The organism is Bacillus luti (genome assembly GCF_009739945.1).
In the GTDB taxonomy this organism is placed as follows: Bacteria; Bacillota; Bacilli; order Bacillales; family Bacillaceae_G; genus Bacillus_A; species Bacillus_A luti.
The window spans coordinates 332,165-348,131 of the sequence record NZ_CP040336.1; the positions used below are offsets into that span (position 1 = coordinate 332,165).

A 15,967-nucleotide genomic window follows, 5' to 3' on the forward strand; every position below is an offset into this window, starting at 1 on the left:
GGAAGAATACTTCCATCTTTTCGTATACACAATTTGGACATAAAATAATCAGTAAATTTAGATAATTAAAAGGGTTATATTATTCTTCTGCCGAATAAATAAGTTAGAGAAAATTACGGATAAAAATAGCCCGAACCATGCCGGGCATGATTCGGGCTTATATTCAGATTAGTAAGCTAAGCTGAATAGACCTTTAATGTGTGATAAGTAACGAACGTTACTTGCTTCTTTCATTAATGATGCTGGTAAGCCTTTAAGTGGAGTATTGCTTGCTCCGATTGTAGCAACAGCATCTTTACGTCCTAGACTAGCAAGTGTTCCAGAGTTTACAGGTGCGAACTCTTCGAATGCTTTGCCTTCTAGTGCTGCGTATAAGTTGTATCCAATTAACTCACCCATTTGCCAAGCGATTTGTGCAGTTGGTGGGTATGGACGTCCGTCTGGAGCGAAGACAACAGCGCTGTCTCCAGCAACGAATACGTCTTTGTGAGAAGTAGATTGTAGGTATGCATCAACTGTTGCACGGCCACGGTTTACTTCAAGACCTGATTCACCGATTAATGGGTTACCTTGTACGCCGCCCGTCCAAACGAATGTGTTAGCAACAAGTTTTTGACCGTCTTTCAAGTCGATTTCATTGCCAGCAACGTTTGTTACAGGAAGACCAGTTAAGAATGTAACGCCGCGTGCTTCTAAGCTAGTAGTTGCACGTTCGATTAAGTGGTCTGGTAATACTGGAAGGATTTTTGGACCTGCTTCAACAAGAAGAAGTTTAACTTCTTTTGGATTTACGCCGTGGCTTTTTGCAAGTTTAGGCATAATGTCAGCAAGCTCACCAACTAGCTCAACACCAGTTAATCCGCCACCACCGATTACGATTGTAGCATCAGCTTCGTTTTTCGTTTTCGCGTATTCACGAATACGGTCTTCAACGTGTTTGTAGATTTTGTTTGCATCAGCAGCAGATTTTAATACCATGCTGTTTTCTTCTAGTCCTGGAATACCGAAGTAAGCAGTTTTACTTCCTAAAGCAACTACAAGTGCATCGTAAGATAAAGTAGTGCCACCAGCTAGTTTGATTTCTTTACTATCAACAGAGAATGACTCAACTGTTGCGATTTTAAGATCGATATCTTTACCTTTGAAAAGCTTTGTAAGTGGCATTGCAATTGCTTGCTCAGCAACGTTACCAGCTGCAAGGCGGTGTAGTTCAGTGATGATTTGGTGTGTTGGGTATTGGTTAATCACTGTAACTTGTGCTTCTGATTTGCTGTAATATTTACGTACGTTTAAAGCGGCAAGAAGACCGCCATAACCAGCGCCTAAGATGACAATTTGTTTTGACATAGTATGATATCCCCCGTCTTTACTAATTGTTGTTATAAGTTAAATTATTTATTGTTACGTTCTGCACTAATTTGAAGATATGCGTTCACAAAGCGGAACATTTTTTGTGCTTGTGGATCTTTTAGTAATTTTAATAGACCGAATAGGCCGATAACTTCATTACTTTCGTCAGCACGATCTTTCGCTTCGATTGCAGTTGCAGCCATGCTTTTCACTGTATCTTTTACAGGTTCTACAAGCTCTGTGATTGCACCAACAGTGTCGCTTTTTAATACTTCATCAGTAGCAACAGTTTGAGCAAAGTCATAAGATTTAGTTAAAATGTTAACAAGCTCAGTTAATTTTGGAAGCTGTTCTACTAGTGTTGTTAATGATTCTTGTACCTCAGGTTTTAACAACTGATCAAGTACATCAAGTTGTCCTTGGCTAGCAGAAATTTGTACAGTTTCTTGTTCTGGCTTTGTTTGAGTCATAGTTTCTGGCATCTCCAATTCTCCTTTACGATAGCAATACTCTTTTTTTGATAAGTAAGATAGTAACCGTTTACGAAACTTTATACAAAGTTTCACAAAGCACAATAAAATGCCTTTAAATTTATGATAGCAAATTAGCTGAAATCATAAATCTAAAACCATAACGTCTTACCTATTATTTATGAACTGTCCGATACATGGCTTGTCCGCATAATGGAAAAGCTCCGTTACCGGAAAGTGTATATAATATATATCTTATATTATATACTATATACACCTATGTTAACATAAAAATGATTCCTAATTATTTGATAGTAAGTGTATAACCTAGTACTGACAAGGTGTGAAAGCGTATAAAATATTTTGTTTGAATTAGAAATGTACATATATATAAAGAAAAAAAGGAAAAAATGAACAAATTCATGTTCGTTTTTTCCTTTTTCCTATTATTCACCTTCTGCAATTAGCATTGATGTGGTACCTTCTTTTTCAAGATGGCATTCGCCCCAAGTACAAAGAGAATCAAGAATCGATTCTAAAGACCAACCGTAGTCTGTAAGAGAATATTCTACTTTTGGCGGGACTTGGTTGTATACTTTTCTTTGAATAACACCGTCGTCTTCTAATTCACGTAATTGTTGTGTTAACATTTTTTGTGTAATACCAGGCATTAAACGTTTTAGTTCACTCGTTCTCTTTGTACCTTTTGTTAAGTGACAAAGAATAACAACCTTCCATTTGCCGCCGATAACTTCTAAAGTCGCTTCTACAGGAATATTGTATTTCTTCATATAAAACCCTCCTTTTGTGAGTAAAGTAAGCCAAATTATACAAATGTTACTTTTTAGTACCTATAGCACTTTAAAGTACGTACTTTTTATCATGTTAAATATGTTTCATAATAGCACATGTAAGAGGCAAATGAGTAGTACGGTACCGAAAAGTGACTATGTTACTTTTTAGTGCCTATCGTACTTTAAAGTGCGTTCTTCAAAAAAGGAATGAAACCATTCATAATAGCATTTGTAGAGATTAAATATATTTTTTAGAAGATAAAAGGGCCTTTTTATCGCACTATTATGATTGGATTTCTTGTAATAAGGAGGAATTCAATTGAGTTCATATACAGTACCGTCTTCGGAAGTTCAGACGAATCGAAGAAGTATGTTTGCTTTATTAGCACTAGCAATTAGTGCGTTTGGGATTGGTACGACCGAGTTTATTAGTGTCGGTTTACTACCATCTATTTCGAAAGATTTAAATGTTTCGGTTACAACAGCCGGTTTAACTGTTTCCTTATATGCGTTAGGAGCAGCAGTAGGAGCACCTGTTTTAACAGCGTTAACGGCAAGTATGTCGAGAAAGACATTATTAATGTGGATTATGGTTATTTTCATTATTGGTAATGGCATTGCAGCAGTAGCAACAAGCTTCACTATATTAATTATCGCAAGGATTGTAGCTGCGTTTGCACATGGTGTGTTTATGTCGATAGGATCTACAATTGCGGCTGCGATTGTACCAGAGAATAAACGTGCTAGTGCTATTGCGATTATGTTTACTGGATTAACAGTTGCGACTATTACAGGTGTGCCAATTGGAACGTTTATCGGTCAACAATTTGGCTGGAGAGCGTCATTTATGGCGATTGTTGTAATTGGAATTATTGCTTTTATCGCGAATAGCATACTGGTCCCATCTAATTTAAAAAATGGTGTACCTGTATCGTTTCGTGATCAATTCAAACTAATTAAAAATGGAAGACTGTTACTTGTTTTCATTATTACTGCACTTGGATACGGCGGGACATTCGTAACATTCACGTATTTATCACCGCTATTACAAGAAGTAACAGGATTTGAAGCAAGTACGGTTACCATCATTTTATTAGTGTATGGAATCGCAATTGCGATAGGGAATATGGTCGGCGGAAAATTATCGAATCATAATCCGATTCGAGCGTTATTTTACATGTTCTTTATCCAAGCGATTATATTATTTGTTTTAACATTTACGGCGCCATTTAAAGTAGCTGGATTAATCACAATTATTTTCATGGGACTATTCGCATTTATGAATGTTCCAGGGCTACAAGTATATGTAGTTATATTGGCAGAGCGCTTTGTTCCAAGTGCGGTTGATGTTGCTTCAGCAATTAATATTGCCGCATTTAACGGAGGAATCGCTTTAGGTTCTTATATAGGTGGCCTTGTAACGAATTCATTAGGATTAATTCATACTGCTTGGGTAGGCGGCCTTATGGTAGTAGCCGCTGTTATTTTAACAGCGTGGAGTATGACATTAGAAAAAAGAGATCAAGTAAAATAAAAGGAGAGAAAATAAAATGAAAAACTTACAAAGTAAAGCAGTATTAAATAATGGTGTAGAAATGCCTTGGTTCGGTTTAGGTGTATTTAAAGTAGAAGAAGGACCAGAACTTGTAGAAGCTGTAAAAGCAGCGATTAAAGCAGGATACCGCAGCATCGATACAGCTGCAATTTACGGAAATGAAAAAGCTGTAGGTGAAGGAATTCGTGCAGGTATCGAAGCAACTGGTATTTCAAGAGAAGAGTTATTCATCACTTCAAAAGTGTGGAACGCAGATCAAGGATATGAAGAAACAATTGCTGCATACGAAGAGAGCTTAAAGAAATTAGAACTAGATTATTTAGATTTATTCCTTGTTCACTGGCCTGTAGAAGGAAAATATAAAGATACATGGAGAGCGCTAGAAACACTTTATAAAGAAAAGCGCGTACGTGCAATTGGTGTAAGTAACTTCCAAATCCATCACTTACAAGATGTAATGAAAGATGCGGAAATCAAACCAATGATTAACCAAGTAGAATACCACCCTCGTTTAACACAAAAAGAACTACAAGCTTTCTGTAAAGAACAAGGTATTCAAATGGAAGCATGGTCACCACTTATGCAAGGGCAATTATTAGATAATGAAACATTACAAGCAATTGCTGAGAAACACGGTAAAACAACAGCACAAGTGATTTTACGTTGGGATCTTCAAAACGGAGTAATTACAATTCCAAAATCAACGAAAGAACACCGCATTATTGCAAATGCTGATGTATTTAACTTTGAATTAACAAAAGAAGACATGGAAAAAATCGATGCGTTAAACCAAAATCACCGCGTTGGTCCAGATCCTGATAACTTCGATTTCTAAGATTACAGTAAGAAAAAAAAGGGTGCTTTTATGCACTCTTTTTTTGTGCATAAAAATAGTTTCTAAATAAATACTACTTAGTATTAAGTTTGTTATTAAGGGGCTGTAAACATGAATATAAAGCAATCGTTCAAACTTTTAGCTATGTTTTTAAGTGTCTTATTTGTATTATTCCCACTTCAAAAAGCATTCGCAGAAGTTATGGACCATACAAAGTATCAAATGGATTGGAGTTATAGTAAGTCTAAGAAGAAACCAATCCGAACAGAGCTTATTAAAACGGCAGATGGCAAAATTGCTTTTTGCTTAAATGTAGATTTGAAATCTCCAAGCGGCCAAGATTTACCGGAAATGGGGAAAGTGGATATTAATGTGTACCGTGTACTATTGAATGGATATCCACAAAAGAGTCCACAAGAATTAGGTGTTTCTGATTGGAGAGATGCACATTACGCAACGCAGCTTGCGGTGTGGAATGCATTGAAACAAATTGATATTAACGATTTAGATTTCCGTAATAAAAATGTAGAAAAAGTAACGAAAGATATAGTTGCAAAAGCAAATGCTAGTGAAGAGTTGCAAGAAATTACGATGAGTGTAGTACCATCAGAAGAACAACAAGCAGTATTAAAAAATGATTTCTTTGAAACAGGTTTATATACAGTAGAAACAAATGCAAAAAGTGGTACGTATAAAGTTCAAGCAACTGGTGCACCACAAGGAGCGAAGTTTGTAAATGAAAAGGGCGAAGCAAAAACTGAATTTAATGTGGGCGAGAAATTCCGCATTTTAATTCCGAAACAAACACCAGCAGGTGGATTTAGTTTTAAAGTAATAGGGAAATTAACGAAGCTACAAGGGATTGCACATAAAGGTACACCGACAATTCAAAATGCAGTTGTATTACTTGAGCGTAGTGAAGAAAAAACAAGTCCTGAGTTATCAGTGAGTTGGAAAAAAACACATGGTCATGATCATAATAATAAACCACATACTCCAAATGAACCGCATAAACCGAATCAATATAAAAGATAAAGCATTGGCCTTGCCAATGCTTTTTTATGTATATGAAGAGTAATATTATATTATAAAAATAATAAACGGTTAATTTAATAGGAAAAAGACTGTATAAGCAGTGTAAACTTTATTTAGGAATAATTTAAATATAATAAAATCCGAACGTTACGATTAATAGATTAAATTCACAAAATTGTAACATTATTCTGATTGGAAGTGCTATCAAACAAAGTGTAAAGCGTGTACAATTCAGTTGGAAAAACTACCTATAGATGGTCATATATGAAGAAAATGTAAGATTCTATCGTTGTTTTTATTTTTAGATGTATAGATGACAAGACTAAAAAGTATCTTTTATTACTCTCTTTTTATGTATGAAGAGAACTCATCACAAGTAGAAAAGTGGGGAGGACATAATACATAAAAATTTTACAATGTAGGAAAGCGAATACATGGGGAGGAATGCGGTAGTAATTGATACAGGTGCGCGAGGTATTAGTCTATTCTATAAATGTTTTTATAAATATAATAGGATTTTTCATTAAATGAATATATAGGATGGTTTGTCTAAAAACAGGACAGGGGACACAGATTATGTCAAAGAAGAAAAAGAGTAGGGTATTAGTAGCTGGTATATGCATATCTACATTATTATCACCAGTAACTTTCGAAGCATCGAAAGGATATGCGGCACCTTTGGAAGAAGTTAAAGGTGGGAATTTAGAAGAGAACAAATTTGAGCAAAGGACGTTTCAGGTACCTGGAAAAGGGGATATAGACAAGGAAACGGAACGATTAAAGGTAACTTTTGACCTTTCTGTTAATGAACCGACTGGAATTTATGCAGCGCCAGATGAAGAAATTACAATTGAAATAAAAGGAACACAGTCTATTCAAGCTTTCATAGGAACGAGATCTTATGATGAAAAGGCGCCTGAAAAATTCAATTTAAAACCTGGGAAAAACGTTATTTCATCGCCAAGAGGTGGTATTTTATATTTTTATAATATGAATAACGAAGGTGAGGTCACTGCTTCAGTTACGAAGGGTGGTAGTCATTTTCCTTTGTTTATTTTAGGTAAGCATATGAAAAAAGATTGGGATGAAATGTTAAAGAAATATAAAAATCCTTATGCGGTCGAATTAAAAGGTGAGAGAAGTTTAATTACTGCTAGTCCGAGCTCTATACAAAAGTTTATGAAAAACACCAATCCGACAGAGTTAATGAAATTACATGATAAAATTATTCGAATAGAAAATGCAGTAGCTGGTTTATCAGAGGATGGAATCGGACTTGCGAAATCTCCAAAGCATTATGTTCAGTTTGTTGAAAAACGGAATCCTGCTGAAGGGGACTTTATGTTTGCGACAAATTATCATACAGGGTATATTCCAAGCGCAATGAATAGAGTGTTGGATTCAGAGGTACTCGAAAAGGATGGTTGGGGACCATGGCATGAAGTTGGACATCTACATCAGCAAAGTCCTTGGGATTGGGATGCTGTTGGAGAAGTGACAGTCAATATTTATTCTTTAGTGGTGCAAAAAGCATTAGGAAATGAAATAGAAATGGACGAGCACTATGAAAAGTCATTCGAGTACTTAGAGAAACCTATAGAAGAAAGAATAATTGATGAATTTGATCCTCTTACAATGTTTTGGCAATTAAATGTGGTTTACGGAGAACATTTTTATCCGAAACTGCATCAAGCTTATCGTATGTTAACTAAGGAGGAATTGCCTACTTCTGATGAAGAGAAAAAGCAAATGTTTGTTTATATGACATCAAAAGTGGCAGGACAAAATTTAGTTCCTTTCTTTAAAGAATGGGGATTAACTCCAAGTGATGAGACTAGAGAAAAAATAGAAAAATTAAATTTACCTAAATTAGAAAAAGAAATATGGAAAGCTACAGATAGTAACGATATTCGTGAAAAGCAAGTTGAAGCGTACGTAATTCCATACGGTGAACCATCAAGTGAGTTACAAAACCTTTTAGTTGGTACGGATTTTGATAAAGAGCAAGCAGGGAAACTTGTTCAAAATTTAGGTGAGAATGTAAAAGTAACAGGTAAGATTATATGGCCTAAATTAGAGAATGGAAAACAGGAAGTATTAGTAGAAATTGAGGATAATAAAGGGAATAAGAATGTAATAATTGTTCCAGTCAACGCTCGTTATGAGGATGCTATGGTAGTTAAAGGTTTTGGTAATGAAGTGAATTCTGTTATAACACTTCTTCATAATGAAAAGAAAATTGATGTTGATTTCAGTGTTAATGAGCTCCATTATCGATTTAAAAATGAAAAGTATGTAGAAATTACAGTATACGATAAAGAAGGTAATCAAAAGAAAAATATTTCTGTAGAGGGACAAGAAAGTTCAAAAAAAATTGCTGCGGAATTGAAAGAGATTGAATTCCAATATGGAGACGTTGTCAAAGTATTTCATGCGGAACCGGATCGTTTTAGTTGGTATAAAAACGACAAACTGGTAAATCCTGCTGAGAATAGAAATAAAAAAGAAAAGTTTTTCAAAATCACTCCACAAGGTTTTGAATTGAAAAATAGTTTGCACGAAGTAACAGCAGTACCACAAACGGTAGTAGTCGGAGCAGATACTGAAAAATTAGATGCAAAAAACTTTGTCCAAGTAAAAGATGGAGAAGTAGTAGGGTTTGTGGAGAAGCCAACTGCAACGAAAATCGGAAAACAAACAGTAAAAGTAGAAACGAAAGATCGTTTCGGGAATAAGCAAGTGACAGAAGTGCCATTAGAAGTGACGTATGGAGATAGCATGGCATATGTAGGATACAACAATGACATTGCTTCAATAGTAACGTTAAAGCATGATGAGAAGAAATTCCATGCGACTGATATGGATAGTCAAATCCATAAATATTTTGATAAAGAGCTATACATGGGAATCACGTTATATGATGGAGAAGGAAAAGAGAAAAAACATGTAACAGCAGAAGGACAAGAAACTTCAAAGAACTTTGCGGAGCAAGTGAATGATATGCAGTTCGAATATGGGGACGTAGTGAAAGTATTCCATGCAGAACCAGACCGTTTGAAATGGTATCAAAATAATAACCTTACTGGTCAAGGTGAGAAAGACGGAACAACAGAGTTATTCTTCAAAGTAACAGAAAAAGGTTTCGAAAGAATGGACATGCTACAAGAAGTAATAGCAAAACCACAAACAGTAGTAGTCGGAACAGAAGTAGAAAAGCTAGATGCAAAAAACTTTGTTGAAGTAAAAGACGGAGAAGTAATTGGCTTTGTGGAAAAACCAACTACATCAAAAGTTGGAAAACAAACAGTAAAAGTAGAAACGAAAGATCGTTTTGGAAATAAGCAAGTGACAGAAGTACCATTAGAAGTGACGTACGGAGATAGTATCGCATATGTAGGATACAACAATGATATTGCTTCAATAGTAACGTTAAAGCATGATGATAAGAAATTCCATGCAACTGATATGGATAGTCAAATCCATAAATATTTTGATAAAGAGCTATACATGGGAATCACGTTATATGACGGAGAAGGAAAAGAGAAAAAACAAGTAACAGCAGAAGGACAAGAAACTTCAAAGAACTTTGCTAAGCAAGTGAATGATATGCAGTTCGAGTATGGAGATGTAGTGAAAGTATTCCACGCAGAACCGGATCGTTTGAACTGGTATCAAAATAACAATCTTACTGGTCAAGGTGAGAAAAAAGGAACAAAAGAACTATTCTTCAAAGTGACAGAAAAAGGTTTTGAGAGAATGGACATGCTACAAGAAGTGACAGCAAAACCACAAACAGTAGTAGTAGGAACAGAAATTGAAAAGCTAGATGCGAAAAACTTTGTTGAAGTAAAGGGCGGAGAAGTAGTTGGATTTGCGGAGAAACCAAATACAACGAAAATCGGAAAACAAACAGTAAAAGTAGAAACGAAAGATCGTTTCGGAAATAAGCAAATAACAGAAGTACCAGTAGAAGTGATTTACGGAGATAGTATTATGTTCTTCGGTACAAGCTATGGCGGAAGTAATATTAAGTCAATTGTCACATTAAAGCATGAAGAAAAGAAATTTAGTACAACAGATTCAGAAGGTCCAATGCATACTTCATTTAAAGATGAAAAGTATATGGCGATGGTTGTATATGATAAAGATGGGCAAGAGAAAAAAGAAGTAACAGTAAAAGCATCTGAAAATACAAAAGAATTTGCAGCGCAATTCAACGGTATGGCTTTTGAATATGGTGATATAGTAAAAATTTATCAAAAAGAATTTGATCGTTTTAAAGTGTATAAAAAGAATGAATTAGTTGATGCGAAGTATGGTGTTAACGAAGTATTCTTTAAAGTTACAGAGCAAGGTTTCGAACAAATGGGGGCTCAGCAAGAAGTAACAGCAAAACCACAAAAAGTAGTAGTTGGAACAGAAGTTGAAAAGTTAGATGCGAAAAACTTTGTTGAAGTGAAAGATGGAGAAATAATCGGGTTTGTAGAAAAACCAAATACATCAAAAATCGGCGAACAAAAAGTAAAAGTAGAAACAAAAGATCGTTTTGGAAATAAAAAAGTGACGGAAGTTTCGTTAGCGGTAACGTATGGAGATAGTTTACTTGTATATGGATTGAACTATAATGATGGGAACCTGAAGTCGATCGTAACGCTACATCATGATACGAAAAAATTTAGTGCAACAGATACAACAAATTTAATTCACGATTACTTTAAAGACGAGAAATATTTTGAATTCACACTGTACGATCAAGAAGGAAAAGAGAAGAAAAATGTAGCAGTAAAAGGCTTGGAGAATACGAAAGTTTTTGCCCAGGAAGTAAATGGACTTGCATTTGAGTATGGAGATGTAGTGAAAGTATATCATGCAGAATCTTCTCGCTTACATTGGTACCAAAAAGATGTATATGTGGGAGAAGGAAAAAATAAAGAAATAAAGGAATTATTGTTCAAAGTTACTGAAAACGGATTTGAAAGATTAGAAGCCCTGCAAGAAGTAAAAGCAAAACCGCAAAAAGTAGTAATCGGAACAAATAGTGAAACATTAGATGCGAAAAACTTTGTTGAAGTAAAAGATGGAGAAGTAATTGGTTTTGTAGAAAAACTAGATACATCAAAAATCGGAAAGCAAACAGTAAAAGTAGAAACGAAAGACCGTTTTGGAAACAAGAAAGTTACAGAAGTTCTGGTAGAAGTAACATATGGAGATAGTCTAGTGTATCAGGGACTAAGTAATAGTATTCGTTCAATTGTAACGTTTAATCATGATGAAAAGAAATTACATGTAACATATACAAATGAACAAATTCATAGCTACTTTAAAAACGAGCTATACATGGGAATTACGTTATATGACCAAAAAGGAAAAGAGAAAAAACATGTAACGGCAGAAGGGCAAGAAACTTCACAGAATTTTGCAGAGCAAGTAAATGGTATGGCGTTCCAGTATGGGGATTTAGTGAAAGTATATCATGCAGAATCTGATCGTTTAAGTTGGTATAAAACTGGTGAGTTAATTGGAAAAGGAGATGCGAAGAAATTTAAAGAGATTTCCTTCAAGATTACTCCGAACGGTTTAGAACAAGTACAATAATAAAAAGCTCGTAAAACATTATGTTTTACGAGCTTTTCTTTATTATTCAGCTTCAGAAACTACTGTGAAGCGTTCGTTTACGTGTTTTGGGTTTTCGATTTCATCAAGTGCTGCAACCGCGAAGTCTTCATAACTTACGTAACTATCACCTTTTGCGTTCACAAGAAGGTTGTCCTTACCAGCTGTATAAGAACCAGTGCGTTTTCCTAATGCGAATAGTGCAGAAGGGCTGATGAATGTCCAAGTGATGTCATTTGTTTGTTGTAAGATTTCTAAGTTCTTACCTTGGTTTTGAGCAGTTGCAAGGTATTCAGTTGGGAATCCTGGTGTATCAAATACACGTGTTGTTTTCTCTTCGTCTACAAATAAACTACCAGCGCCGCCGACTACAAGTAATTTCGTATTAGGTGCACCTTTCATAGCTTCAATTAGTACATTTCCTGCATCTACGTGAAGGTGTTCTTCGCCTGCTGGAGCACCGAATGCATTTACAACTACATCGAATGCTTGTAGATCGTTAGATGTAAGAGAGAATACATCTTTCTCTAAAACTTTTACATTTTCTTCTTTAATTTTTGCAGCGTTTCTTACGATTGCAGTTACTTCATGTCCACGATCTAATGCTTCTTTTAAAATACGACTTCCTGCTTTACCAGTTGCTCCGATGATTCCGATTTTCATAATAAATCCCTCCAAAGTGTTTTGTTAAAGTGTATATCTGAAAGTAAATGAATTTGTTGTAATTAGGTTTGTTACAACCTGATGTAATCATTATAGTTACAGGTTGGTGTTTTTGTCAATGGGGTTGTTTAGGAATTTGTTTTTTGTTTTAGTATGTACATTTGCTAAAAAGGAGAATCATGAAACCACTAACATTTGGAAATTGTAAATTGTCGAAAAATGTTGATTTTTAAATGTTTTTTAAATATAATTCGTTTTATGGAGAAAAGGAGGGGTTAATTGTATGAATATTTTAGAGCAATTTGTTTCATCAACGAATACAATTCTTTGGTCATATATTCTTATTGCAATGTTAATTGGTTTAGGTCTTTATTTTTCTATTAAATTGAAATTCGTACAAATTACTCATTTAGGGGAAATGGTTCGACTGATGAGTGATGGATTAACTGGAAAGACGCGTAAAAAAGGTAGTGTATCTTCTTTCCAAGCGTTCTGTATGAGTTCAGCAGCTCGTATTGGAATCGGGAACTTAGCTGGTGTAGCATTAGCTATTTCGATGGGTGGACCAGGCGCAGTATTTTGGATGTGGGTTATTGCAATTATCGGGGCGTCTTCAAGTTTCGTAGAAAGTACGCTTGCGCAAATTTATAAAATAAAAGATGGCAGTGGCTTCCGTGGTGGTCCTGCTTATTATATGGAAAAAGGTTTAAATAAACGTTGGATGGGAATTTGGTTCTCTATCCTTATTACAATTAGTTACGGATTAATTTTTAACTCAGTACAAGCAAATACAGTTACATTAGCATTTGAAAACGCTTTTGGTATTGAGCGTTACGTTGTTGGGATTGTATTAGCAGTATTGGTCGCGGTTATTATCTTTGGTGGCGTGAAAAGTATCGCGCGTATGTCTGAAATGATCGTTCCGCCAATGGCGCTTATTTATATTGCAGTAGCAATTTTCGTTGTTATTAAAAATTATTATTTAATACCGGATATGTTTACAGAAATTTTTAAAGGAGCATTCGGTTTAGATTCAGCTGTAGGTGGCGGTATCGGTGCTGCAATGAAGTATGGTATTCAGCGTGGATTATTTGCGAATGAAGCAGGTATGGGTAGTGCGCCGAACGCGGCAGCAACAGCTGATGTAACGCATCCAGCAAAACAAGGTTTTATTCAAACAATTGGAGTTTTAGTGGATACATTCTTAGTATGTACATCAACAGCATTTATCGTACTATGTTCTGGTGCATATAAGGCAACAAATTTAGAAGGTATTGAATTAACGCAAGTTGCGTTAAGTTCACAAATTGGTTCGTGGGCAAGTAGCTTCTTAGCGATTATTATTTTCTTATTTGCATTTAGTTCACTTCTAGGAAACTACTATTATGGTGAAACGAATATTGAATTCATTAAACAAAGTAAAACTTGGTTAACAATTTACCGTATTGCGGTGGTTGCAATGGTATTATTCGGTTCTGTTGCTACACTTCAAGTTGTATGGAATATGGCAGATCTATTTATGGGTCTAATGGTAATCACAAACTTAATTGCGATTACACTTCTTGGGCGATTTGCATACGCTGCATTGGCGGACTATGTAAGGCAAAAGAAACAAGGAAAAGATCCAGTCTTCAGTGCAGATTCTATTCCTGGTTTAACAAATACAGAGTGTTGGGATAAGTCAGCGGTAACGGATAAAGAAAAAGCAGTATAATGAAAAGGCGAGCATCGAGATGAATTCGGTGCTCGCCTTTTTTGTTGTAGTAAATGATGAAAAGAGTGAGAGGTAATTATTAATATAATTTCTATTTGTTCATTCCTCTTGTTATTTGTAGGGAACGTACTGTCTTAAAAGTATGACTGGTCGCATAGGATGAGTGATTGATTATTGGATAAATACACGTACTGGCTATGTTTTCGCTTGAAAAAAACATACGTGTTAATTGTCTTAACGTATTCATGTCAGAAAACCTAACATAAAGTTCTTGATTACTTAAAGTTTTTAGAATATAATTTTCTTATTGTTAGGAAGAGGGGGCAATACAAGTATGGATTTTTTAACTAATGTAATTGGGGATATAAATAATGTTCTTTGGTCATATATCATTATAGCGATGTTAATTGGATTAGGACTTTACTTTTCATTTCGTGTGAAATTTGTCCAAATTCGTTACTTCGGGGAAATGATTCGCTTACTTGGGGACGGGGCGAGTTCAAAGACAAGAAAAGCACAAAAAGAAAAAAGTGGTGTATCATCATTCCAGGCTTTTTGTATGAGTACAGCTTCTCGTGTAGGAACTGGTAACTTAGCAGGGGTTGCGATTGCAATTTCTATGGGAGGACCTGGGGCTGTATTTTGGATGTGGTTAATCGCGATAATTGGGGGTGCTTCTGCATTTGTAGAGAGCACGTTAGCGCAAATTTATAAAGTAAAAGATGGGAATACATTCCGTGGGGGACCAGCGTATTACATGGAGAAGGGTTTAAAGAAACGCTGGTTAGGTGTTGTTTTCTCTGTTTTAATAACGGTTAGTTTCGGCTTGATTTTTAATGCTGTACAGTCTAATACGGTAGCAGCAGCTTTTGATGGGGCATTTAAAACAGATAGTAGATTAGTAGGTCTTGTTATGGCTGGTTTACTTGCAATTATTATTTTCGGTGGAGTGAAACGAATTGCTCGTGCAGTTGAAATGATTGTTCCAGTAATGGCAATTATTTACGTAGCGGTTGCATTATTCGTTGTTGTAACAAACATTACGGCAATTCCGTATGTATTTAAAGAAATTTTCTTACATGCTTTCGGAATTAAAGAAGTAGTTGGTGGGGGATTAGGAGCTGCGATTTTACTAGGGGTAAAACGTGGATTATTCTCAAATGAAGCAGGTATGGGTAGTGCGCCGAACGCAGCAGCGACTGCAAACGTAACGCATCCAGTTAAACAAGGTTTCATTCAAACTTTAGGGGTATTTACAGATACATTATTAATTTGTAGTTGTACAGCATTTATCATTCTTTTATCAGATGTGCATAATGCTGCTGATTTAAATGGAATTCAATTAACGCAACAAGCGTTAAGTCAACATATTGGTCCATGGGCATCTATATTCGTAGCAGTTGCGATCTTCTTGTTTGCATTTAGTTCATTAGTAGGTAACTACTACTATGGTGAAACAAATATTGAATTCTTAAATGGAAGTAAAGTGCTATTAAATGCATACCGCATTGCTGTACTTGGTATGGTTATGTTAGGTTCTGTAGCAACAATTCAAATTGTTTGGGACTTAGCAGATTTATTCATGGGTATTATGGCTGTTATTAACTTAGTAGCGATTGTATTCCTTTCTAAGTACGCTTTCGCAGCGTTATCAGATTATATTAAGCAAAAGAAACAAGGAAAAGATCCAGTATTTTATGCAGAGTCTATTCCGGGATTGAACAATACAGAGTGCTGGGATAAGCCAGTAGCTGATAAAGAAAAAGCTGTATAATGAGGTGAGCATCAAGTGAAACTTGATGCTCATTTTTTTTATTGCATAATGAAAAAGACGAACATTAATGAAGGTTTTATAATAAAATGTAATTTTTTTTAGAAAAGAGAGGATATGAGTTGGGATTTATGTTAGAATGGAAAATGCCTTTGAGACAAGAGGTT

10 protein-coding genes are annotated in these 15,967 nt (G+C 35.3%); 6 read left to right on the forward strand and 4 right to left on the reverse strand.

Features of this window, described 5'->3' with window-relative positions:
• Window positions 1-168 precede the first annotated feature (168 nt).
• From EUC40_RS01645 to EUC40_RS01655, 3 genes are all read right to left on the reverse strand, one after another.
• A complete protein-coding gene (locus EUC40_RS01645) occupies window positions 169-1,347 on the reverse strand; it encodes an NAD(P)/FAD-dependent oxidoreductase (protein ID WP_000043194.1) in 1,179 nt (392 codons plus the stop codon).
• A 44-nt stretch (window positions 1,348-1,391) separates the two neighbouring features.
• Window positions 1,392-1,832 carry a DUF1641 domain-containing protein gene (locus EUC40_RS01650; RefSeq protein ID WP_001115309.1) on the reverse strand — a complete coding sequence of 147 codons (441 nt, stop codon included), beginning with the start codon at window positions 1,830-1,832 and terminating at the stop codon, window positions 1,392-1,394.
• A gap of 434 nt (window positions 1,833-2,266) precedes the next feature.
• Window positions 2,267-2,611: a winged helix-turn-helix transcriptional regulator gene (locus tag EUC40_RS01655; protein WP_071712755.1), complete on the reverse strand. Its 345-nt coding sequence runs from the start codon at window positions 2,609-2,611 to the stop codon at window positions 2,267-2,269.
• Between the two features lie 373 nt (window positions 2,612-2,984).
• Here EUC40_RS01655 and EUC40_RS01660 point away from each other — a divergent pair, with 373 nt between their 5' ends.
• From EUC40_RS01660 to EUC40_RS01675, 4 genes are all read left to right on the forward strand, one after another.
• Window positions 2,985-4,148 carry an MFS transporter gene (locus EUC40_RS01660; RefSeq protein WP_167520162.1) on the forward strand — a complete coding sequence of 388 codons (1,164 nt, stop codon included), beginning with the start codon at window positions 2,985-2,987 and terminating at the stop codon, window positions 4,146-4,148.
• A gap of 16 nt (window positions 4,149-4,164) precedes the next feature.
• The gene (locus tag EUC40_RS01665; protein WP_156573346.1) at window positions 4,165-5,004 is read left to right on the forward strand and encodes an aldo/keto reductase; all 840 of its coding nucleotides are present in this window, start codon (window positions 4,165-4,167) and stop codon (window positions 5,002-5,004) included.
• Between the two features lie 111 nt (window positions 5,005-5,115).
• On the forward strand, window positions 5,116-6,039 hold the full coding sequence (locus EUC40_RS01670) for a thioester domain-containing protein (protein WP_156573348.1): 924 nt from the start codon (window positions 5,116-5,118) through the stop codon (window positions 6,037-6,039).
• A 576-nt stretch (window positions 6,040-6,615) separates the two neighbouring features.
• Window positions 6,616-11,634, forward strand: a complete 5,019-nt coding sequence (locus tag EUC40_RS01675; protein ID WP_156573350.1) for a putative mucin/carbohydrate-binding domain-containing protein — start codon at window positions 6,616-6,618, stop codon at window positions 11,632-11,634.
• Window positions 11,635-11,676: 42 nt separating this feature from the next.
• On the opposite strand, the gene EUC40_RS01680 is transcribed toward EUC40_RS01675, so the two are convergent.
• A complete protein-coding gene (locus EUC40_RS01680) occupies window positions 11,677-12,315 on the reverse strand; it encodes an NAD(P)-dependent oxidoreductase (protein WP_156573352.1) in 639 nt (212 codons plus the stop codon).
• A gap of 283 nt (window positions 12,316-12,598) precedes the next feature.
• On the opposite strand from EUC40_RS01680, the gene EUC40_RS01685 reads away from it, so the two are divergent.
• Together EUC40_RS01685 and EUC40_RS01690 are read left to right on the forward strand one after the other, a co-directional pair.
• Window positions 12,599-14,029, forward strand: coding sequence for an alanine/glycine:cation symporter family protein (locus tag EUC40_RS01685; protein WP_071712749.1), 1,431 nt, complete (start codon window positions 12,599-12,601; stop codon window positions 14,027-14,029).
• A gap of 334 nt (window positions 14,030-14,363) precedes the next feature.
• Window positions 14,364-15,803, forward strand: coding sequence for an alanine/glycine:cation symporter family protein (locus EUC40_RS01690; protein WP_071712748.1), 1,440 nt, complete (start codon window positions 14,364-14,366; stop codon window positions 15,801-15,803).
• The last annotated feature ends 164 nt before the right edge of the window (window positions 15,804-15,967 follow it).